At 46.7% G+C, this 24162-nt stretch carries 14 protein-coding genes and 3 CRISPR repeat arrays; of the genes, 13 read left to right on the plus strand and 1 reads right to left on the minus strand.

Going from position 1 to position 24162, the window contains the following annotated elements:
• The first annotated feature begins 115 nt into the window (after positions 1-115).
• The 13 genes from cmr6 (at position 116) to F1593_RS18810 (ending at position 19156) form a co-directional block, all read left to right on the plus strand.
• Entirely contained in the window at positions 116-949 is an 834-nt protein-coding gene (gene cmr6, locus F1593_RS18755) for a type III-B CRISPR module RAMP protein Cmr6 (RefSeq protein WP_149403098.1), read from the plus strand.
• A 402-nt stretch (positions 950-1351) separates the two neighbouring features.
• A CRISPR array of direct repeats spans positions 1352-2418; the repeat unit is 37 nt; unit sequence GTCAGAAAGCAGGAAAGCCCGAAAGCGGGATTACAAC.
• Between the two features lie 250 nt (positions 2419-2668).
• A CRISPR array of direct repeats spans positions 2669-3642; the repeat unit is 37 nt; unit sequence GTCAGAAAGCAGGAAAGCCCGAAAGCGGGATTACAAC.
• Positions 3643-3688: 46 nt separating this feature from the next.
• Positions 3689-4807 (plus strand): helix-turn-helix transcriptional regulator, encoded by a 1119-nt coding sequence (locus F1593_RS18760; RefSeq protein WP_149403099.1) that lies wholly within the window; start codon positions 3689-3691, stop codon positions 4805-4807.
• Between the two features lie 262 nt (positions 4808-5069).
• On the plus strand, positions 5070-7718 hold the full coding sequence (gene cas10d / locus F1593_RS18765) for a type I-D CRISPR-associated protein Cas10d/Csc3 (protein ID WP_149403100.1): 2649 nt from the start codon (positions 5070-5072) through the stop codon (positions 7716-7718).
• Complete coding sequence (locus F1593_RS18770) at positions 7715-8179, plus strand: hypothetical protein (RefSeq protein ID WP_149403101.1); 465 nt, start codon at positions 7715-7717, stop codon at positions 8177-8179. Before cas10d ends, F1593_RS18770 begins: the two co-directional genes overlap by 4 nt.
• Before the next feature lie 104 nt (positions 8180-8283).
• The gene (cas7d, locus tag F1593_RS18775; protein WP_149403102.1) at positions 8284-9300 is read left to right on the plus strand and encodes a type I-D CRISPR-associated protein Cas7/Csc2; all 1017 of its coding nucleotides are present in this window, start codon (positions 8284-8286) and stop codon (positions 9298-9300) included.
• Between the two features lie 23 nt (positions 9301-9323).
• Positions 9324-10058, plus strand: a complete 735-nt coding sequence (gene cas5d / locus F1593_RS18780; RefSeq protein WP_149403103.1) for a type I-D CRISPR-associated protein Cas5/Csc1 — start codon at positions 9324-9326, stop codon at positions 10056-10058.
• An 18-nt stretch (positions 10059-10076) separates the two neighbouring features.
• Positions 10077-12599, plus strand: coding sequence for a type I-D CRISPR-associated helicase Cas3' (gene cas3, locus F1593_RS18785; RefSeq protein WP_149403104.1), 2523 nt, complete (start codon positions 10077-10079; stop codon positions 12597-12599).
• A gap of 14 nt (positions 12600-12613) precedes the next feature.
• Entirely contained in the window at positions 12614-13627 is a 1014-nt protein-coding gene (gene cas6 / locus F1593_RS18790) for a CRISPR-associated endoribonuclease Cas6 (protein WP_149403105.1), read from the plus strand.
• The gene (gene cas1, locus F1593_RS18795) at positions 13624-14205 is read left to right on the plus strand and encodes a CRISPR-associated endonuclease Cas1 (protein WP_149403106.1); all 582 of its coding nucleotides are present in this window, start codon (positions 13624-13626) and stop codon (positions 14203-14205) included. Before cas6 ends, cas1 begins: the two co-directional genes overlap by 4 nt.
• A gap of 19 nt (positions 14206-14224) precedes the next feature.
• A complete protein-coding gene (gene cas2 / locus F1593_RS18800) occupies positions 14225-14515 on the plus strand; it encodes a CRISPR-associated endonuclease Cas2 (protein ID WP_149403107.1) in 291 nt (96 codons plus the stop codon).
• Between the two features lie 2811 nt (positions 14516-17326).
• The gene (locus F1593_RS30145; protein WP_443092219.1) at positions 17327-17824 is read left to right on the plus strand and encodes a hypothetical protein; all 498 of its coding nucleotides are present in this window, start codon (positions 17327-17329) and stop codon (positions 17822-17824) included.
• A gap of 389 nt (positions 17825-18213) precedes the next feature.
• Positions 18214-18393, plus strand: coding sequence for a hypothetical protein (locus tag F1593_RS18805; protein ID WP_149403108.1), 180 nt, complete (start codon positions 18214-18216; stop codon positions 18391-18393).
• 115 nt (positions 18394-18508) lie between these two features.
• Complete coding sequence (locus F1593_RS18810) at positions 18509-19156, plus strand: hypothetical protein (RefSeq protein WP_235932625.1); 648 nt, start codon at positions 18509-18511, stop codon at positions 19154-19156.
• 414 nt (positions 19157-19570) lie between these two features.
• Positions 19571-21148: direct repeats of the CRISPR family, unit length 37 nt; unit sequence GTCAGAATGAGAGAAAGCCCGAACGCGGGATTATAAC.
• A gap of 51 nt (positions 21149-21199) precedes the next feature.
• Here F1593_RS18810 and F1593_RS18815 read toward each other — a convergent pair.
• Positions 21200-24106 (minus strand): tetratricopeptide repeat protein, encoded by a 2907-nt coding sequence (locus tag F1593_RS18815; protein WP_149403109.1) that lies wholly within the window; start codon positions 24104-24106, stop codon positions 21200-21202.
• Positions 24107-24162: the final 56 nt, after the last annotated feature.

Raw genomic sequence — 24162 nt, forward strand, 5'->3', positions numbered from 1 at the left:
AATTGGTCACTGACTTCCCACGGTTTGGTTCGGGCCATCTTGGTTTCTCCTTTGCTTGGGGGATTCGTGTTCCTTTCCTTGTTCTTGATTCTATCATCTCCTTCCACGTTTTCGGATAAGTTCAAAAGGGCTTACCAGAGCTTACGCAGCCCGTGAAGAAAAAGACTATTTTGTCTCGCAAAATCCAGCGGGAGAGAAAAGTCCCAGTCTCAATGTTGAAACTGATCATCCAGAAATCCAGTGCATCTTTGGTTCACAGCAAAAAGCTGGCACAGTCTGTTTTTTCGATGCCATGCCAGTCATCCCGGCGGGCCAGAAAACACTTCCATTACAATGCGATATTATGACGCCCCATTATCAAAAATATTATGGCTCACTGGCGAGCAACGCTATCAAGTCACCAACCAACGAAGAGAATCCGATCCCGATCCCTTTTCTAACGGTTGCAAAAACTACTTTCGCCTTTGCGCTGGCTCCCAGAGATGCCGATAATAAAAAACACCTGGCAGATGTACAGCGCGTACGTGGATGGTTGTTACAGGCGCTCCAGAACGACGGTATTGGTGGCAAGACCAATGCAGGTTATGGATACTTTAAGGAGGAGCCTATCCAGGTCGTGCCGAAAAAGCCCGCAATAGTATGGTCCCGACCCAACCTTCCTTCTTATCAGGAAGGCCAGCAGCTACCGCAAAATTGCACAGTCATCCAACCAGATGTATGGGCTAAACAAAAATACCCAGGCGCAACTGCTTTTCTGAGATATGAGGAGAACTCAACGCAAACGCTATTGCTTGTCATTGAAGACAGCTTCCCTGAAGCACAGGAATGGGCTCCGGGCAACCGCAAAGGATGCACCTTCCTGCGTGAAGAACGCGCTGAAGACCGCCTTATCTGGATCTGTAAGCCAGCGCCAGTGAAAAACAAGAACAAAGGAAAACAGAAAAAGTAGTCGCACTAAATATCCCATCTCCGCGAGAGGCCCTGAGGCGATCATGTTGTTCTGAGCCTCTCGCACAGCCTTTTCAGGCCCAACCAACCTTTCACAGCTTGATCCGCCGAATGAAAATCTCCTTATCGGATGCATGCATCCCTGAATCGCAAGCAACCATAAGCAGCCTTTCATCTAAACCAGCCAGGTAAAGGATGATGATATGTAACCCACAGAGCATCCTCGCGGGAGGTAGGTGTACCGACGCCTCTGAGCTCAGCCTCCCGCGCCGCCTGAGAAGCGCGTCGAGGGCATAGCATTGTTCAAAATGGCCTTATGAAAGACAAAATATCGCCATCAAAAAAGAGCCTCCCGCAAAAGCTACCCTTAACCCGCTTCTTATGCTATACTATAAGCACAGGAGTCAGAAAGCAGGAAAGCCCGAAAGCGGGATTACAACGCGGCATTTGTGTAAATGTTGTGGCCTGGACTGTCGGTCAGAAAGCAGGAAAGCCCGAAAGCGGGATTACAACCTGGCCATCTCCGCCTTTCTCAATCCTTCTTGCGAAAGGTCAGAAAGCAGGAAAGCCCGAAAGCGGGATTACAACAGTCAGAGACTCCGGCAATGACAAAAACACCTGTGGTCAGAAAGCAGGAAAGCCCGAAAGCGGGATTACAACAAGAGAAGAATAAACACGATCAATTTTGTGACCAAACGTCGTCAGAAAGCAGGAAAGCCCGAAAGCGGGATTACAACGTGACGCCTTTTACCCAATATTTTGCGGTAGGAAAGTCAGAAAGCAGGAAAGCCCGAAAGCGGGATTACAACTTGCGGCAAATAAACCCGTGGCAAAAGTCGCAATTTGTCAGAAAGCAGGAAAGCCCGAAAGCGGGATTACAACGAATATCGTTTTTAATTTCACCCGCAACCTCATGAGTCAGAAAGCAGGAAAGCCCGAAAGCGGGATTACAACACTCGGCTGTCATATGCTGAGAGATTTTGGTTAATGTCAGAAAGCAGGAAAGCCCGAAAGCGGGATTACAACATTAATGATGTGATATCAGGCCCATATGGTTGTAGGCGTCAGAAAGCAGGAAAGCCCGAAAGCGGGATTACAACTTTCCCTAGTGCAACAATTGGATGGAGGTTCTCAATGTCAGAAAGCAGGAAAGCCCGAAAGCGGGATTACAACACCCCGCAAAGGGGACAATACATTGACCAGTCTTCCGTCAGAAAGCAGGAAAGCCCGAAAGCGGGATTACAACACCCCGCAAAGGGGACAATACATTGACCAGTCTTCCGTCAGAAAGCAGGAAAGCCCGAAAGCGGGATTACAACAAGCTGAAGTAGCCATAACAGATGTCCTTTCTTTTTCGTCAGAAAGCAGGAAAGCCCGAAAGCGGGATTACAACTTCGGCGGCCTGGTCGTTGAACCAATCGTCGCCAAGCTAGTCAGAAAGCAAGAAAGCCCGAAAGGAGGATTATAATGTTTACCTACATGTTGGTTACCGGTAACCAAAAAAGAAGTCAGAGAATGACAATCATCACCTCACGGTATGCTGCGGGAGGTAGGTGTACCGACGCCTCTGAGCTCAGCCTCCCGCGCCGCCTGGGAAGCGCGTCGAGGGCATATGGTCGCTCAAAATGGCCTTATGAAAGACAAAATAATGCCATCAAAAAAGAGCCTCCCGCAAAAGCTACCCTTAACCCGCTTCTTATGCTATACTATAAGCACAGGAGTCAGAAAGCAGGAAAGCCCGAAAGCGGGATTACAACTATTATGTCTCAATTTAAACAGCCCGCTGGATCAGTCAGAAAGCAGGAAAGCCCGAAAGCGGGATTACAACAGTGTGCTGTTTCACGCTCATGACCAACTCTTCCTCGTCAGAAAGCAGGAAAGCCCGAAAGCGGGATTACAACATGAAGAATGAAACCGAAGAATGAATATACAATTAGTCAGAAAGCAGGAAAGCCCGAAAGCGGGATTACAACAACCTGCTTTTAATAGCATATCATGCATGTTATCAGGATCAGAAAGCAGGAAAGCCCGAAAGCGGGATTACAACCCCAGAAATTATTCCAGGCAAACCATACCGTAGCGTCAGAAAGCAGGAAAGCCCGAAAGCGGGATTACAACAATACGCTTTGTCTTTGTGACGGAAGCGCTTATTTGTCAGAAAGCAGGAAAGCCCGAAAGCGGGATTACAACACGGAGGGGGTGGACGAATGGCTCCAATAACACCTGCGTCAGAAAGCAGGAAAGCCCGAAAGCGGGATTACAACTCTATTTTTCCTTTATAGAGATGATAAAAAATTTAGGTCAGAAAGCAGGAAAGCCCGAAAGCGGGATTACAACCGGCAACGGTTCCGATGCCGGGCACATACGTCCCGTCAGAAAGCAGGAAAGCCCGAAAGCGGGATTACAACCGGCAACGGTTCCGATGCCGGGCACATACGTCCCGTCAGAAAGCAGGAAAGCCCGAAAGCGGGATTACAACGCTCAATCCGTTGATAACGTACATTTGTGCTACTCCGTCAGAAAGCAGGAAAGCCCGAAAGCGGGATTAAAACGGCATGACACAGGCCACACCCAGCACCGATCATCGTCAGAAAGCAGGAAAGCCCGAAAGCGGGATTAAAACGGCATGACACAGGCCACACCCAGCACCGATCATCGTCAGAAAGCAGGAAAGCCCGAAAGCGGGATTATTATGTTATAATGGCATTTGTTGGATGAGGATTTTAGGGGGAGTGTAGCTATGGCTGTTGATGACTATTCCGGGCGTGAGTCTTTTCCTACTCATGGCAATGTTGAGCGTATCTTTCGTCTTTTGCAATTTCTTTTGGCGAATGAGTGTACACGGTACGATGTCTTTGATCATCTTGCTTCTTACTACAAAACAAATTCTCCGGCCTCACAACAATCCTCATCCTCCTCTCGCAGTGCAGATAAGCTGTTCGAGCGCGATCTTCATTTTTTGAAGGAGCAGGGATTTGAAATTCAGAAGGTGCGCAAGCGAAATCAGCCTGTTCGTTATCATATTGAAAGAGGTTCTGGGCCAGGAACGACCTTTCTTTTCACGGAGCAGGAAGTAGATAGTCTGGCCCTGCTGTATAATATGTTTGCCGATCCTGCACGCTTTTCTAAGGACGATCCTTCTCTTCCGCCTCTTCCGTTTCCATCCGCCTCACAAGAACATCCCTTTACACAGGATATTCTGACGCTCATTGAAAAGTTTGTCTCGACACTACCTCCCGAACAGCGTCAGCATTTTGAACGTTGGGTACAGAAGCCGTATCTGTACTTTCATCTCTCTACAGTGGTTGATTATCTTCCTCATCGCGTCACCATCGACAGCATTATTCAAGCAATTTCGCATCGCCAACAAATCGCGTTTGATTATATGCCAGCCCAGGGCCAGCAGGATGTGGTGCCACATGCACAGATTGATCCTTATTACATCATCTATATGGAGGGTCATTTTTATCTTATTGCTTACAACCATAAAGTGAGTTCGTTTCTCGAATATCGGATTGATCGCATTGAAGGAAAGACGCTCAAAGAGCAGCCGACTATGATTGATAGTCAGCGTCGCCGCCATCCACTGGAATTCCGTTTCTGGCTGGATGCCAGTCTTTCTAAACAAGGCTTGAGCCAACGTTGGTTAACACAAACGATTGAGGAAGAACAGACCTATCAAGATCCACGCGGGCAGGAGCGCAAGCGGGTCTTAGTGCATGCCACTGCTTATAGCGAGTGGCGTGTTCTTCAGCAAATCCTCAAATATGGCGAAAAAGCAGAAATCATAGATCCCCCTCACTTACGCGCTCGTATGAAACGTGTGATACAGCAAATGTCTTCTCTCTATGCCGAGTAAAGGACATCTAACCCTCCTCTTCTTTCTGGATTTTTCAATTACCATGTCTACTCCATGTAAACAACGAGTTTTTGATAACCCGGAAAATTCGTCTGATGTTTTGCTTGAAACGACACCACATGTCGCATGCCTGGTATATACTGGTTTTAGATGAAGTTGAGGTTGGACGTTTTCTATCATGGAGGAGTATGGATGCATAGCTTTTTGGGTGGTTGGTTCTACTGGATAAATATATCAGTACAGAAGAGGTTGGTGGTTCATTATGGATGATGTGTCCATTTTCGGTTTTACGTATGAGAGTGATGATGCTTCCCGGGTGCTTGGCTTGTATATGCAGCATATTGCCAGTAAAAAATTGTGTGCCTATAAGAGCTTTATTCATACCGGCGGAAAGATGGGGGAGAGCCTCTGGAGCCATGTGATTAATTTAGTCACCATTGTTGAGAAATTACGGCGCCTGTTTGAACTCACGGAACGAGAAATGTCGTGTCTCTGTCTGGCTATCACGCTGCATGATATTAATAAACTGTCCGCTTATGGTAAGCAGTCCAATGGGCGTGCGGTAAGCTATGCCAATGCTGCTGTACTGGAACATGTGCGCTCAGAACTACTTGCTCTTCAGGTCGAGCCTTTCTTTCCTGAGTGGGAGCAGTATCTTTTTGACATCAAATACCTGATGGATGCACACCAGGAGCAGTCGCCGCAGCAATCTCAACACGATGATGCGTTTCTTGATCGCTGCTTGCTTGATCATGATCGCCTGGAAGGGCCTTTGCGCTATCTGATGAAGGTGGCGGATGTTTCAGATAATGCCCATTCTGGTGATCACCTGCTGACCCATGAGAAGCATATCCGCGATAAGTTCGCTTTCCATTTGAATGCGGGATTGTATGCCAGCGGTCATCCTGATCACTATCGTTTTATTGGCTATCGTCTCGCTGAACTGCGTGGTCTGCTGACCAATTGTATTCATAACCAGATGGTTGCCTACCTGCAAGAGCTGTATGGCAAAGATGTTTGTATTGATGTGCTCTATTATCCTGAAGGAGTTGATCTCCTTTTACCCATTACCTTTCCTTTTACTTGGACGGCGGAGCATCGGGCGGTACTGGCTCAACGTGTGGAGCAGAAAATCGCTAGCATGCAGTTGAAGCAAATTTCACAATTTGTCAAAGCGCGGCCTCATGGGATCAGCGTGGATACGGCAGCGTTAGAGAGTGGTGCTTCACTGGAAAAGATTTTCTCGCTCATGTATGGCATTGCTGAGGGCAAGATCTATCGCCTGGAATGGCGAGAACAGCGTGAGGCCCTGGTGCGCAGTGATCTTGAGCTTGCTTTGACCCGTCCAGATCTTTCACCTTTCCTGCAAGAGCGTATTACGGATGCTTTGAGGAAGCCGCATATTCTCTCTCTGGAAGATGACGTGTTGAAGCGAGGCGAGTTTTTACTGGCATACCGCAATTTCCTGAAAGATCATCAGAGCGCGCAACTGAGAGCCATAAAGCAGGATGCGTGGGATCGCGCACTGCGACTGTTCGCTGTCCCGGTGGAGTTGGACCCATTGTATGTGGTGATTGATCCCTATCGGCGTGCGTATTTTCTCGCCGATGATTTGCCACAGATGTCACTGGATGAGATGGAAACAGAAATGCTCGCGGATTTGCACGCGCTTGAGGAGCAATTTCAGGATGTGATGACCGTTCGCCAGGGGAAGAAAGCACAGCAAAAGCAGCCTCATGCTGCTCAATCACTTTCTACCAAAGGCGAGGAGAGCGTGTTCACATCGTCCTCTCTGCGTGACTATCTGGAGCGCAATCTTCGTATCTGGGATAGTGATCCTGATGCGGTGCGCGCAGTTCCGCTTCAGGTAAACAGTTTTCGTGATAATTTACGGCGCTATGTGGATGCGAAAAGACCGGATGCTCAGTGTTGCTACTGCGGAAGCTCTCTGCGAGCGGAAGAGTGGATGGCTATGCAGGTTCCAGCGAATATCGGGGTACAAAGTTTTTCTAATCGTTTGGAAGGTGGCAGTTCGCGGGAGCCCAAACGGAATGTCTGTGCGGTGTGTCGGATGCAATTTCTCCTGGAGAAACTCTCCTGGCAATCACATAAGGATAAGCATGGCAAAGAATACCTTACTTTCTATCTCCATCTTTTTCCCTATGCCCACTTTACGCAACCATTACTGCTTTCCTGGTGGCAAAGCGTTCAACATCTCAAACAAGGCAATGAAACTGCTTTATTGATAAATTCACGCGACTACTTATTGCAATGGTATGACCATAAGGCGTATTTCGCAGCATGGCAACAGAGTTATCAGCAGTTTCAGGAAGAGATTAAGGTCCTGCCACGGAGCGTAGAAGGCCTGGGTACGCCTCTCTATTCAGAATTGTTGAGCAATACGCCTGTTTTGCCGCTGACCGTGAAAGAAACTCACTATGGGCGTGGTTTTTTGTCCGCCCTCGCAAAAACGGCGGTACTGACACGGTGGTTTGGCTGCCGCATCATCCTGTCACGTTTGCCGACACCGTTGCTCAATTTAGCTGATCAATATCATGGTCAGGAGCCGGTGGCGCTGCTGGCAGAGACAATCCCGCAATCGATGAGTTGGCTACTCCCGAGCAATGCGTTAACACAGCATGAGGTGCATCGTTTGTGTGAGCGGTTGGCTGCGCTCCATGCTCTGGCTCGGCTCCTCGCGACCGATGATCAGCAGTTTGATGTTATCATCTCTACCTTCGTTGCGGCGGCGTCTCGTGATCCACTCTCAGCCTACCATGAAGTCGATAGGATGATCGAACAGAAAGTAGCACAACGCCGAGGAGGGAAGCCTGAATATCAGGCGATCCAGTTGGCCCGTCTGATCGAACCTGTTTTAGAGAGCTTGCATCCAGGAGAAGAAATAGCATGAGAGAGTTAAAAAATTTGGCGACATACGCCGCACAGCATCGTATTCGTGGTCGGTCGTATAAGCGGAACTCATTGCTCAAGCCGTTGAACATTATTCTCGATGAATTGGATCGTTGCCCGGATACACGGGATGAGAACGAGATCGAGTTTGTAAAGACGAGCAGTAAAGGTTTGATTACCGATCATGTCAAGCGCATTGCTCGTGGTGTCCATACTGAGGATATCTATCAGTATGTCGATGCCTTTTTTGATGAGGTTCTTGAACAAGCTCATGCTGGGAATGCAAATTTCTTGTTACAGCGTGAACGCTCTATCCGCAGCGCGTATGTCGTCTATATGCGCCAGGCTCTGGCTGAGATTTTTGTTGCCAGAGGCCAGGCGAAGGATGCCGATGAAGCCCAACAAGCATTGGATCGTCCCGAAGCGGATGCTGCGGATGGCGTAGAGGATGAAAGCGCCTAGATCTTTTTTCTGCCTGCCCTGATTGCATGCATGGGTATGCACTCCATCATGGGCATGTGTTTGATGATTGAATTGTGAAAAGAAAAGAAAAGAAGGAATGACCTGTGAATATTACTGAACAATTACCTGCACTCAACGCGTATCGTCAGTATCTTCAGCCACATTATCAGCGCTTCCCGAGTGGTCGCTATGCCAACCTGTTAGTTGTGCGTAAAACGCTATCGGAGACCATTTTTCGTACTGAAGGCAGTGGGGAAGGGCTTTCCAAAGAGTTGGTGACCGCCGGAATGCAAGCGTCAAATCGCCATGCCATCCGTCGCGTGGTGATCAGTAAGCGCAAACAGACTGCGGTCGAACGGCGCGTTGGGCGTGAACTATTGCGGGAGCATGAACTCCTCAAGACGGTCATGGTAAATAAAACACCACAGTTATGTGCTCTGAATACCAATGCTCCCTGTGGAAAATGTATCGATTGTATGTTGTATGGTTATGCAGTTGGTGGTGGTGGAGCACAGAAAAGTCGTGTGATGACTGATGATGCCTATTCTATTGGTCCGGTGGCCCAGATAACCTCTAAGCGAACATTTAATGCCACCTTCGATAATGGTACGATGCGCAATCCATTGACCAATGAAGCCTCTACCTCGATCAATGAAGATGAGTATGTGCTGCCCGAGACACATTTTCTCGATATTGAGACGCTCAAAGATGTAACGCTGGGTGAGTTGCAATATGTCATCGGGAACATTGCTCGCAGTAGCCGTTATGGAGCGATCAGCAGCCGCCTCGGTCGTGTACGCAATACGCTTGCGGCGATTATCTTCAGTGACACAGAGATCTTCTCGAATCTGGAATTGACCCAGTCTGTATATGATACATTGAAAGGCGAGCGCAAAGAGCTCGATTTTCCTTTATCAGATGCTGATTTGGAGCAGGCGGTGCGAGACTCCACTTCTGCCTTACTGGCTCGTGTGGTGGGTCGTGAACCCATCGTGGTTGATGGGGAGCCACTTCAGCGTATCCTGAATGAAACGATTGCTCTCTATCGGAAACCTGAGGATGTGAAGGGGTTCTTACAAGAGATTGAACAGTCATACAGTAGTGGTATGGAAGCAAAATAACCAGAGGAAGAGCAGTGACTGCCATGACGATACAGATCTATCGCGCTCATCTCACGCTGATGGAGTCCGTGTACTTTGCCAGCCGTGAAGTTGGTATCTTGTACGAGAGTGAACCGCTCATTGGCAATTATGCGCTGACGTATGCTTTAGGTTTTTGTGCTTCTCCGTATGATTGGAGTGGCCCGCCGCGTTATCAACAGGATCTAGGGCCACTCAATGCGCGTGGCATTTATGTGACGCCCGCCACGTTTTTGCCTGGAATGTTACGGTATACGTTTAGCCAGTTTAATGCGCAATCAGATAGTTATTACTCTCGTTTTGATCAGAATGCGATCGCAACTGAACGGGACAAAAAAGCCCGGGCTGCGAATTTTCCGCAAGCAGGGAAGCTTCGGATGCTGGGTGCTGAGAGCCTCGCCACTTTTTACGTGATCACACGAGAAGAGGAATGCCCCTTTCTTCCTTCCTATATCCGTCTTGGGAAATTCATGAGTAAAGCTCGTGTGGAATGGCAACCATTGCCGCTTGTCTCCCAACAGCCTGAAGCTGCCGACAAAGACATAGGATTTATGCTCAATGCGGCCGATTTATCACCGGCGCTTGTGTCTACGCTGAGAGCCTTTTCCATTTATAATATTCATCCTGCACCTTTGTTAAGTCATTGTCGCCTGTCAGGATTGTTCTGGCAAGCTCGCGATGCTGATGGTGCGTCAGTGTATTTGCCTGCGGATATGTCTTATGGTGTGGTCGATTTGTAGCACATGGAGGAGTAGACCATGTTTACTGTAGAGCTTTTGCCCCAGGCTGAATATCGCTGGTTGGGAGATAACCCCTCGGAGAAGACCTTCCCTCGTGAGGAGGGTCTTTTCCCTTTGTATCATCAATGGCGCACATATTGTTCTGAAGCAGCAATTATTGTCAATACGCATACGACCGGCACAGGAAAGACGAAGGCCGCTTTGTTGCGTCTCCTCAAGCGTGTTCAGGGCAAAAAAATGCTCAGTCCGCAACAGGATGATGTGCTGCTGATTGCCCCTACTAACGAATTGTTACAGCAGCATGCTGATGATGCTCGAGAGTTTTGTCGGATCAATGATCTTCCGTATCGTGTCGTCCCGATTACAAAAGATCGGCTGCGAGAATACAAAAATCAGCCGGGATTTAGTGAAGCATCGGTACGAACCAGTGCGGCTTTTCACTATCTTTTGAACAACCCGAGCATGCTCAAACATGATCGAGAGAATCGCGCCACGATTTATGTCGTGAATCCTGACATTTTCTACTATGCCATCTATTACTGTTACAATCCCTTTGATAGCGCAGCCCTGGCGAATGACGTTCTGAACCGTTTCAATTATGTTATTGTGGATGAGTTTCATTACTATGATGCCAAGCAGTTAGCCTCGTTCCTTTTCTACATGAAGCTCTCCCACCACTATCACTATATCGAGAGTGCGAGGAAGAAACGGCAGTTCTGTATTTTGACTGCGACACCGCAAGCGCAAGTTGAACAATACCTCAACAATCTTGGCGTCCCCATTGAATGGATCAGGCCAGGTGAAATTGCGCCTGACGATCAGGCACTGGTCGAGCCACTCCAGGCGCTGGCACCGGTACATTTGCATATCTCTAATACAGAGGAGTTGCAAGAGAAGCATGGGATTGGTGGCTTGCTGAATTTGATTCGGCAGCAACAAGCAACCATAAAACGCTGGCTTTTACAGGAACCAGTACAAGACGGTGCGATTATCTCCAGCTCATTAGGTCTTATCAGTAACATTCATGCTGCATTATGTAAGGAGATTCCGACCGACTTGATTGGACGTGTCACAGGCTCACAATCCAAGACGGATCGGGATGTCGCCAGATTTAAGCGCCTGATCCTGGCCAGTCCCACCGTCGATATTGGCTATAACTTTGTGCGTGCGGAGAAAAAGAAGCGCCAGAACATCGACTTCTTGTTCTTTGATGCTGCATGTGATGATGAATTTATTCAACGGCTTGGACGTGCTGCTCGTGTTTTAGCTGCAGAGCAGAAAGACTATCCGAGCACGGTCTGGGCAGTTATTGATCCTACCAGTTATCGGGGCTTGCAAGAAATCGCAGGCATGACGGTGAGTCGAGAGCACCTGGGAGAACTGGTTCGCTGTATGCCGCGCAAACATGATCTCTATGCCTACCTCAAAACGGGGGCTATCCTTGAGCTTTTTCGTCCCGTGCTTGGTTTTCGGAAAGGACTCTCGCTTGAGGAACAATCCACCATGGATATGTTTCTCGAAGATATGCATCAGCTTTTTACTTCTCCCGTTGAGCCGGCGCTGAAGCCCTGGCAGTATTCTCAGATGAAACGCTTGCTTGATGCCTTCAGTCAAAGCCAAAAGCACTATGGGAGGCAACGCATTTTTCCAGCGGAAATCTTTGAGTATTTGCCGCAGGTACTGCAAGGGAGGTTGCAGCAAGCACAGATCCCGTGGCAGCATCCTGAAGCAGAACAGGGTATGGCGCTGATCTGTCAGCGTTGGATGGATGCCCGCTCAAAAGTGAGTGCTGAAGTGCGAGGCAGTGTGCAAGTAGCGTGCCGCTGGCTGCAAGATGACCTGCGAAATTACTTTAAAGAACAGGCTCGTTTCAGTTTTCGTGATGGCTTTCAGCCCCCTCTGGCCCTGATTGCTGATCCCCAGAAGCTTCACTCGGATCAGCGTGTGAGTACCTATAATGCATTGCATATTATCCGCTACTATCATGCTCGTTATTATGAGACACTGCAGGAGTGGAAACAAGCGACTGGTGAAAGCAGATCCAATGGTACATCCATGGCTGATAGCGATCAAGAGATTGTGGCAGGAACTGATGTTCAGGTTTATTGTCATCTTAGCAAACTTCGTCCGCAACCTTTGCGGCTCCATTTGTTATTAGATGCACGAGATGAGACGCAAGACTCCTGGGAAGAACGCTGTGCTTATCGCGTCACCGCTCTCCATGGATTGAACGTGACGACTGACGACGATCATGGTCTGGATGAGAGTATGCGTACCCTCTTTCAAGCGCAATTTGTTCCTGCCTTTGTGACGAGTGCTGACGCAAGCAGCCACACCATGCGCGCCCTGCACCGCTTGCATCAAAAGGCACGCATTTTGACATTGCCGCTTACAATTATGTTTGGCGATGGTCGCGAAGTTAATTATCAAGCTGTCCTCGGGACAATGGCTTTTCATGTCTATGCAGGGATACCTGCCTGGGCGATGCGCAAAGATCGACGAAAAACGCAGCAGGATGACGATGAGTTATTGCTCTGCTAATAAAGGAAATAATAATGTCACAAGATTCTTTTCTCCCTGTACAGACAGACGGAGTACCTGCGCGAGAAGGTGAGCTTTTCTCCTTGCTCCTACGTTTACATGCATTAGATGCAGGGGAAGTGGCCGCAAACTCGGGACCACACATACAAGCAGCCTTTCTGGATATTGTTCGACAGAGTAATCCGACGCTGTCCGAGTGGCTGCATACACCAAATCAGCGCCGCCCCTACACGGTCAGCCTGCTCAATGGACTTCATCCTTCGTCCTCCGCGCCGTTGGCTGACGTGGATATGGCAGCATCGCATGGAAAGATACCGGTGAAAGCAGGACAGATTTTTTGGTTGCGCATAACCCTGCTTGATGCTACCATTTTTTCTTCATTTTTCCAGTATCTCTTACTCAAAGCACAAACGCTCACCATACGCATCGGTGCGGTGCAGTTTTCGATTGGTCGTCTGATCACAGCCCCAGAGCCCGGCAATACTTCATCATCCTGGGCAGCGTATTCCTCGTTCAGCCAATTGCGATCAGTACAGTCAGCCGGAAAACACTACACCTTCGAATTCAGGACACCAACGGCCTTTAGTAAAGGACAAAAAATGTGGGGAAAGCAACTCTTTCTTTTTCCTACCCCCGGTATGGTCTTTGAAAACCTTGCTCGGCAATGGGACTCCTTCGCACCGGTCTCAGCACGCCTGGCGAGCGCGGACCTGACGCCGAAATCGATTGAATTGTGGTGTGATGAACAAATGGTTGTGACGCACTATGCCCTTTCTACCAGCTATCTTTCGGCAAGTCGTTTTGGACAGATTGGCTTTCACGGGCAGATTACCTATGAAGTGAAAGGCAATCCAGTTGCACCGATTGCGACCTGGCTTCCTTCGCTTGCCCGCTTCGCCTTTTTCTCTGGCATTGGCTACAAAACAACTATGGGAATGGGCCAGGCGCGGTGGGTATCCCGCGTGAATGGTGAGCCTGCTGTGAGAGGAGAGGAGCCGAAAATGGTAGAAGGGCAACCGAATACATGAGGCAACCACCCGATACCATTGCACTATCCTATCTCAACGCCCTGGAATACTGCCCACGCCGTTTCTATTATGAGTTCGTCGAGGGAGAGATGCTGGCAAACGAGTTTGTCCTGGAAGGCACGCTTCAGCATCAGCATGCCGACGAAGCAGGGCAGAAGCAGGAAGATGGCGAGATACGTATCAGCCGACTGTATCTGTGCAGTGAGAACCTCCACATCGCTGGCTTTGATCCCTACATTGGCTATCTCCACAGTTCCGCGTATGGGCGTCCTGCACTCGCTCTGGACCTGATGGAAGAGTTTCGTCCCCTGATTGTCGACTCAGTGGTCATTGCCCTGCTCAATAATCGGATGCTCTCTCCAGACGATTTCCAACAAGAAATGGGAGCGTATCGATTGAAGAAGGAGCCGAGAAAGATTTTTCTGACAAATTTGGAAGAAAGATTCAATGAGGAAGTTACGCATCCAGTCTTTGCCTATAAAACAAAATACAAACATTGTATAGAATTGCAGGCCAGACTGGTTGCAAAATACCTGACAGGAGAAATTCCTGCCTATATACCATTCGTCATGAGATAATGAAAGGGTATGTGTAACGATGCCTCTCGGCCAGACAACCTGTTATATTATCGCGTATGATATCCCAAATGATCGCAGACGGACGAAGGTGCATAAAATTCTCTGTGGATTTGGAGCATGGACGCAATTTTCACTGTTCGAGTGCTTTCTCTCCAAAAAGGAGTTAGTCCAACTAAAAGCAAAACTAGCGCAACACCTCGACGAGCAACAAGATCATGTGCGTTTTTATCCTTTATGTACCACCTGTCTGAGTAAAGTTGAAACCGTAGGTGGAAAATTGCCAGAAGAAGATACTGTCTTCATCATCTAAGAAACACGCATTTTCGCGGGAGGTAGGTGTACCGTTGGTCTTGAGCTGAGCCTCCCGCGTGGCTTCAGAGGCTGGCTCAAGGCACTATATCCCTAAAAAGCCCTCAAAAGAAAGACAAATTTAGCCACCAAAACAGGACCTCCCGCAAAATACCCCCTCAACCCGCTTCTTATGCTATAATATAAGAGCAGGGGTCAGAAAGAGGAAGAGCCCGAAAGCGGGATTACAACATTTGATATCAATATCTTTGGTGGCCTCTCGATTTTTGTCAGAAAGAGGAAGAGCCCGAAAGCGGGATTACAACTATTATCCATTTTGGCTATGGGACGGCAGAAGGTTGTCAGAAAGAGGAAGAGCCCGAAAGCGGGATTACAACACGATAGTTGCGTGCCTCGCGGAATTGGATATCTAGTCAGAAAGAGGAAGAGCCCGAAAGCGGGATTACAACTCGCGTATAACGCATCATATTGAGCTTGAGTCACAGTGTGTCAGAAAGAGGAAGAGCCCGAAAGCGGGATTACAACACAGAAGAAGGCACGATGGCTGGCAAGGTGATAGAGTCAGAAAGAGGAAGAGCCCGAAAGCGGGATTACAACGGTTCGATTAAGCCCATTTTGATGAATCTCCTTAAAGTCAGAAAGAGGAAGAGCCCGAAAGCGGGATTACAACACCAGATTTTTCTGCATGCATCTTCCCTATCGCTTGAAGTCAGAAAGAGGAAGAGCCCGAAAGCGGGATTACAACGTGCGATCTACTTTCTTTGCCAGGGTGCAATTGGGTCAGAATGAGAGAAAGCCCGAACGCGGGATTACAACCACCTATGATCCGGGCACGCATAAAGTGGAAACAAAGTCAGAATGAGAGAAAGCCCGAACGCGGGATTACAACGTGCTATTCTCAGGCACCGCCGTTGAAGAATGGAGTCAGAATGAGAGAAAGCCCGAACGCGGGATTATAACCATCAAAGAGACCTTCTATGCCTTGACTGGCTTCTTTTGTCAGAATGAGAGAAAGCCCGAACGCGGGATTATAACCATGTTAGCCAGGCGGGAGGCAAGCCAATCGAGCTCGTCAGAATGAGAGAAAGCCCGAACGCGGGATTATAACATAACCAAAGCCTACAAGACTTCCTCGTCGCTACACAGTCAGAATGAGAGAAAGCCCGAACGCGGGATTATAACGGGTAGTTCTTTACCTGCCGCCTGGCGGTATCTTTGTCAGAATGAGAGAAAGCCCGAACGCGGGATTATAACAATGAAAATTGAGATCGCTCTTCCGGGGTCCGTAACGTCAGAATGAGAGAAAGCCCGAACGCGGGATTACAACGTGTATCTGTATCTCCCAACACCTACATCTCCAGAGTCAGAATGAGAGAAAGCCCGAACGCGGGATTACAACGAGTCGGATGAGGCGGATGGAGCGTCTGACTCCCAGATCAGAATGAGAGAAAGCCCGAACGCGGGATTACAACTTATTCTACTCATACTTTCATTTACCGCCGCTTCGTCAGAATGAGAGAAAGCCCGAACGCGGGATTATAACCCAGATCCGGTTGTGGTATCAAAGGTGGTATCAGCGCGTCAGAATGAGAGAAAGCCCGAACGCGGGATTATAACGATCAGATACAACCATGACGTACTGAGTCACAGCGAGGTCAGAATGAGAGAAAGCCCGAACGCGGGATTATAACATGCCAATCAGCAAGGCATCTCTATTTTTCATCAGGTCAGAATGAGAGAAAGCCCGAACGCGGGATTATAACATGCCAATCAGCAAGGCATCTCTATTTTTCATCAGGTCAGAATGAGAGAAAGCCCGAACGCGGGATTATAACAAAAGAGGATGGTAGACATTCTTATTGACATAGTAGTCAGAATGAGAGAAAGCCCGAACGCGGGATTATAACAACTTACCACGGTACACCTGACCTGCCAGGACATTGGTCAGAATGAGAGAAAGCCCGAACGCGGGATTATAACACCCATGGCACACATCCTTGCTCTCAGGCAGAAACAGTCAGAATGAGAGAAAGCCCGAACGCGGGATTATAACATTCCATCCACAGAAGATGCTCTCATCAGGTTAGTTGTCAGAATGAGAGAAAGCCCGAACGCGGGATTATAACTATTCTTTTTCCGTCAGTACACTTCTTAGTGACAGGTCAGAATGAGAGAAAGCCCGAACGCGGGATTATAACGGCCCAGCGATACCGTCGAGGATGTAGCGCAACACGTCAGAATGAGAGAAAGCCCGAACGCGGGATTATAACACCGTACCGGCGCTTTCAATGCCTAGTGCCTGGCTCGTCAGAATGAGAGAAAGCCCGAACGCGGGATTATAACACGGGAGTGCCAACGCCGAACTGTTCGCTCACCGCGTCAGAATGAGAGAAAGCCCGAACGCGGGATTACAACAATTCTCTTGAATCGCCTGTAGAATCTCCTCTGGTAAAGTCAGAATGAGAGAAAGCCCGAACGCGGGATTACAACGTCCAGCAGGTATGTATTCCCGCCGGGTTGCAATGCGTCAGAAAGAGAGAAAGCTCGAACGCGGGATTACAACATCTGGCCGCTGTAATGATGTGAGACGCTGCTTGAGCGTCAGAAAGAGAGAAAGCCCGAACGCGGGATTACAACTCCTACACAGTGCGAGATCTATGCATTTGTTCTTTCCGTCAGAAAGAGAGAAAGCCCGAACGCGGGATTACAACAAACCCCGCGACATAGTTGATATCGTAATTACGCTCGTCAGAAAGAGAGAAAGCCCGAACGCGGGATTACAACGAGTCGTGTCTGGGAGACGCATGCCTCTTTGGATGGTCAGAAAGAGAGAAAGCCCGAAAGCGGGATTACAACATTCGGAATGGAAATTGATCCTGATGCTGCATCTTTGAGTCAGAAAGAGAGAAAGCCCGAACGCGGGATTACAACTGGAGTGGAGACGCCGGCAGCAACCGGCGTCTCTTGGTCAGAAAGAGAGAAAGCCCGAAAGCGGGATTACAACTCTTGTGTCTGTTTACCGCTGGAAAAGCAGCCAGAGTCAGAAAGAGGAAGAGCCCGAAAGCGGGATTACAACATCTATAGATATCACCTTCTGTTGCAGGGCGAGGGAGTCAGAAAGAGGAAGAGCCCGAAAGCGGGATTACAACTGCCGGGTTGCGTATCCGCAATACATTGGCAACAGCGGTCAGAAAGAGGAAGAGCCCGAAAGCGGGATTACAACATTCTCGATAATATGACGCTTGATGGCCTGTTGTGTCAGAAAGAGGAAGAGCCCGAAAGCGGGATTACAACATTCTCGATAATATGACGCTTGATGGCCTGTTGTGTCAGAAAGAGGAAGAGCCCGAAAGCGGGATTACAACACATACATGAGTCGCTCATAATCTTTATCCGTAACGTCATAAAGAGGAAGAGCCCGAAAGCGGGATTACAACAGCGCGTTTATTTTACCAGTAACGGCAAGGGAAAAGTCAGAAAGAGGAACAGCCCGAGCTCATGTTGCTCTAGCTGAATGCACTTCACTAATTTTGCTTCTTTATACCCCCTACAAATAGCAATTCACATAAGATATCATGCGGTTTTATGGCTTCAGTATATCAATAGTTTATATATGCTTGTATGCTGTGCATATGTTGGTCGGGTATAATGATAGTTATAGGGTGCGTTGATTTTGATGAGAAGCAAGGAGTGACGGCTATGAAATGTCCTGTGTGCCAACAAGAGATGTCCGTGTGGAAGGTTGATACGAGTCATAACTCGAAGACTGGAAAGCAGTATGATCGCATGCTATATCATTGTGCACAGGATGATACCTGGGCTAAAACGGAAATTCCGAAAAGTAGTAAGACGATTCCCAATGTCGTTGCCGCTCAATAAGTGGATAGATCCGAGCTTTGTCTGTTGTGATCCGTTTGGTTAGAGCATAATAAAATGGTTTGACTCCCTCTTGATGTGTGTTGTGGCTTATCTGGTACTGTGAGAAGGTGAATGGATGCTGCAAAAGGATGTGTTACAACAGCGATGGAACGAACTGGGCGAACTGTTTGCTCATAAGACCGATGGGCTTGGTATGCCGATTGACGAACCGATTATGGAAACGGTGCTCGCTCTCAATGCACTCGATATCCCAACGACGATGTCGTGTGGCGGCCATATTGTCGAAGGAGAGCGTTTTGCCATTCCATGGGTTGATGTAGAAGTGCAAAGTTCTGAACATCTTGAACTTCTGAAGACTGCCCAGCAAAAGTTTCAAGAGGCCGAAAAGTTGCAGGAAGAATCAGCTCATCTACAAAAAGATCCATCTGCCAAGGAACAAGCTCAGATATTGAAAGAGCTCCGCAATAGCAAATATGTGGAGATGCATAAATTGCGTTATCAGGCCAGATTGTTACAATGTCCAGTGCGTCATAAACTCATTCAGTATCTGGAGCAATTTTATCGTGATCGCGTGACTTCTTTTGATTGCAGACTCATACTTTCTGGCAGAGTAAGTGGGCGAACACGACTTTCCATCCAGGGAGGGGAAGATTTTTATTTGGATGCTCCACTGGAGATACAACAACAGAAACTGGCAGAGTATCGAGAAGAGATGGGAGCATTTACCGCATTTTTGAAAGCAGCCTATTTTTCTGCATCGTAAACTTACTATGATTGAGGTTGACTTTGTCTGAGCTAGCTTGAGAAGATACTCCAGATTATATATTTTGATGATTACTTTCGAGCTATAAATTTTTGCTTCTCTTTTCCTTGTGAAAATTTGCTCGTTGTGTATCTGATCACGTAGTAGCGTATTTCGAGCTGGCGTTTATCACCTGATAGGGTCAAACAAAGAACTGGCTTTGGATGAACACCATTGTATTACATTATAGTATTTTCGCGGGAGGTAGGTGTACCGTTAGTCTTGAGCTGAGCCTCCCGCGTGGCTTCAGAGGCTGGTCCAGCACATCAAACCCTTGAAAAGCCCTCAAAAAAGAGATAAATCTAGCCACCAAAACAGGACCTCCCGCAAAATACCCCCTCAACCCGCTTCTTATGCTATAATATAAGAGCAAGGGTCAGAATGAGAGAAAGCCCGAACGCGGGATTATAACTTTCATGTCTCGAAGACGTTGGACAAAACCTTTGGGGGTCAGAATGAGAGAAAGCCCGAACGCGGGATTATAACTTTCTGTATCTATCTTGAGATCGAATGTTTTGTTGGTCAGAATGAGAGAAAGCCCGAACGCGGGATTATAACAATGCAGATTCATAACCTTTATCTCTTGCGTTCATTTTGTCAGAATGAGAGAAAGCCCGAACGCGGGATTATAACGTGTCACCACATAATCTTTTGTATTTTTCCGTATGACTGTCAGAATGAGAGAAAGCCCGAACGCGGGATTATAACTTTTGACAAACAATACGAACGGTTATGATTCAAAATGCGTCAGAATGAGAGAAAGCCCGAACGCGGGATTATAACGTTTGCAATCCTCACCTTGCCACTGACCAGGCTGGTGTCAGAATGAGAGAAAGCCCGAAAGCGGGATTATAACAATACCAACACACAACTTTAATTTTGGATCGTACTGAGTCAGAATGAGAGAAAGCCCGAACGCGGGATTATAACCGGCAGCCTATCCTATCCAACGCGAGGGGAAAACGGTCAGAATGAGAGAAAGCCCGAACGCGGGATTATAACAATCAAGCGATCATGCTCAGGAAACAGAGCACTCAGTGTCAGAATGAGAGAAAGCCCGAACGCGGGATTATAACAACATAGATTGCTACGGATTCTGTTGTGTACTTGAGTCAGAATGAGAGAAAGCCCGAACGCGGGATTATAACCTCGTTTCTCCGCATACGTTACATCGAATAATCCACGTCAGAATGAGAGAAAGCCCGAACGCGGGATTATAACAGACAGAAGGGGATGCTGTACTGCCAGTTCTCTCGTGTCGTCAGAATGAGAGAAAGCCCGAACGCGGGATTATAACTATCAAATTAGTGGGGACAAAAAAGGCAATATTGAGTCAGAATGAGAGAAAGCCCGAACGCGGGATTATAACTTTTAAATCTATCCGATATTCTCCAGGAGACAATAGTCAGAATGAGAGAAAGCCCGAACGCGGGATTATAACATGACCAGAGCACGCTCAGGGTGCAGTAACTCCACATCGGTCAGAATGAGAGAAAGCCCGAAAGCGGGATTATAACTGGTCTGTTTGGTGTGTATTTTATACAAAATGCATGTCAGAATGAGAGAAAGCCCGAAAGCGGGATTATAACAGCATAGTGTGACGGGAGTTGCTCAATAGCACGCGGTCAGAATGAGAGAAAGCCTGAAAGCGGGATTACAACCTCTGCCTAGCAACCACGAAAAAAGGAGATCGAGAAGTCAGAAAGAGGAAGAGCCCGAAAGCGGGATTATAACGACCGCTGTGCGAGCGTCCACCTCTTGCTCTCTAAGTCAGAAAGAGGAAGAGCCCGAAAGCGGGATTATAACAGCTGGTTGAGTAGCGCCTGGTCCCGTTGTGTGCTTGTGTCAGAAAGAGGAAGAGCCCGAAAGCGGGATTACAACGCCGCATCACCTGATGGCACCAGCTGATCTGTTGTGTCAGAATAAGGGAAAGTCTGAAAGCGGGATTATAACTTTTTGTTTATTGTGTTCGTGAATATCTTCTTTGCTTCATGGCTTGCTTGCTTATTTGATTCGCTGTCTATTAAACAATTTCCCAAGCCATTTAGGCTGTTGGTGATGTGACGTTGATGTAATATCATTTCTTTGCTTTTGAGTAACCAACGTTTCAGAATTGTTATTTAGTTTGTTTGTATTTTGGTATTCTGCATATTGTTTGGATACGCTATCACGTTTGTGGATGACATCTGCCAATTGAGCATCAAGAAGTCTTCCGCTTTGCATTGCTTTTGTATACATGTTGAATGCTTCTTCATACTGTTTGAGGACAGTCAAAATATCTCCTTTTTGTCTATAAGCTACCCAATCGGAGGGATTATTGCGTATACGCACTTCAATCGAAGTCATAATGCTATCAAGTGGGCGAGCATAATATTGATATTTAAATATATAAGGATCAAAATTGTTTGCCTTCACAAAGGCTTGGATCGCGTCTTCTTCATCGTCTAAATAATACAGAGCAATACCTATACCACCATAAGCATAGGCAATTTCAGTCTTATGCTTATTTTCAGCTACGTCAGTAGAGATATTCTGTTTGGCCTTCGTAATCACGCCTTCGAATTTTTCTTTTGCTTCCAGGTATCGCCCTCTTTTTAGGAGTGCATTTCCCCACGCGATCCTCACAAATATAATATCGTAACCAACTTCAATTGCTTTTGAAAAAAGCTCACATGCCTTCGTGTACTGTTTTAAATATGCATAGCACTCTCCTTGCAGGAAATAGCATGCGATAAGTTCGCTATCTTCTTCTAATGCATTGCTAAAAGCATCAATTGCTTCTTCATATCGGTTAATTTCTCTGTATGCTTCACCTAAATTGACATGGGTTATAGCACGTCTAAACGCATGAGTATAAAGAGCAATTGCTTTTTCGTAGTAAGTACATGCCCCTTCCCATGATCTGACGTATGCCTCCGATTTTGTTTGACCTGCAAAGCGTTCATGATATCGACCAAAAGCCTTATAATAATCGGCTTTAATTTTTGATTCAGCATCAGCCAGCAATTGATAAGTAGATCGAAAATATTTATCCGCATTCGCCTGATCGCCCATTTCAGTATAAATCTTTGCTGCGCCTAAATAGTTACTCGCCTTGTGTCCGGTAGTGTCAATTGCATCCGCATAATAGATGAGGCTGGGAATAATTTTATTTTGAGCAAAATAGATCCGTCCTATATTGCAAAAAATATCTGCTTGCTGTTCTTTGTTGACCTGGGTCAAAAGCCGCTGACATATATTCAATGCTTCCTTAAAAGCAGTAAACCCTTCAGCGGAGTGACCATATGCGTATTCTTCTTCAACTATTTCCACAAGGACACTGACTCTACGGGCAATAAGGTCAAGTGAACTATTGCCATAATTTAGTGCCAGGTCATATGCCTGCAATGCATCTTTATATCGATTCAGCATTGCCAGAGCCTGTCCTTTGCCCGCATGATATTGGGCATTCTCTGCTTCTAGTTGCAGCGCAGTTTCGAAGGAAAGCAAAGCTTCTTGTGCTTTCTTTTGCGTTAGAAATATGTGGCCCATTTTCGCAAATAATGGTGCTTGTTGAGGTGGATTACAGTGTAAAGCCTCGTTGTATGCAGTCAGTGCCTCATCATAACGTTGCAAATGAAAAAGGACATCGCCACATCCCATATAGGCTGGTGCATTCTCACCAGATTTAACGGTTGCATCTGTATAATGAATAAGAGCTTGCGTGTACCATTGCTCATCCTGGCACAAATTACCTAATGTGACACATGTTTTACCCATATTCAACAAATATAAGGGAGTGTCTGATTGCATAGTATGAGCAGAAACATATAAATTATATGCGTGATTGTAGTAATCAACGTGATGATTTCTGTGCCCGAGCAATGTGTATACATCTCCTTCACTGCAATAAGCCATGGCACAAACCTCTTGTAGATTTTTTTTGATGGGCAAGGTCTTCTGCTCAAGAAGAATCGCACAATATTGATACACTTGCTGAAATATTTGTGTTGTTTTCGTGAAATATGTTTGCCAACTTTCTATTTGTGATATCTCTACTAGCCCTCCCAACTCCATAAGAGCGCAACCATAGCTGTAGTCATTCATGACCATGATAAGTTCTGAACTTATAGGTGTTAAAGCAGGTATCTTACGTCCCTGAGACTTTGCAAGTGTTTGAATAATTGATGAATATGAATTTATTGCTTTAAAGCAATCTTTGGCTTCTTCAAATTTTCCTTGTTGGCGAAAGATGCGTCCTTTTCTAAGTAAAATGGGAGCATACTCTTGAACATAAACAAATTTATAGTTGTATATATTGAGAGCTTGTGAGAATTGTAACTGTTTAACATAGACATCCCCTATTTGAGAATATCGATCCAAGAGCATGTACTCTATTTCATGAGCTATCTTTCGAAATATCTTGAGGTACATCTCATCTTGATTTGCAGCTACTTTCTTATCTGTTTCTGCTGAAAAGAAAATATTATAATCTTTACAAATATCTGACATTTCATATCCATAGAAATTTGTTGCGATGGGCCAAATACGCTTACCATTTTCTGCACACTTTTTGATATGTCTATGTATTTTAGAATCGTTCCACACCGGATCACAATCAAAATTTACGCTAAGTAAAATAATAATCACATCAGCATTATCCATCTGCGACAGTATATTTTCTATTACCAATGAACCTGCAGATAGCTCTTGATATATGTGAGCATATTTATTTTTGATCAAAGGATTTAAATATTTTTTGAGCTGCTGGTTTAAAGTACTATCATCGTCACAAAATAGAATGGCGATCTTTATGGGTTCAACCGGATCAGGAAGCCGGGAAAAAGTATCCATCGTTTCATTAGATATTTCCTCAGAAGTAGTACTGGCCTGAAATGGAAGTGGTCCTGTTGAATTTGAATGAATTGCCAAGATATACTCCTTTACCACAATGAGTGCATCAATCGTACGTTATCAATACTACAAAA

The organism is Dictyobacter arantiisoli, assembly GCF_008326305.1.
Taxonomy (GTDB): domain Bacteria; phylum Chloroflexota; class Ktedonobacteria; order Ktedonobacterales; family Ktedonobacteraceae; genus Dictyobacter; species Dictyobacter arantiisoli.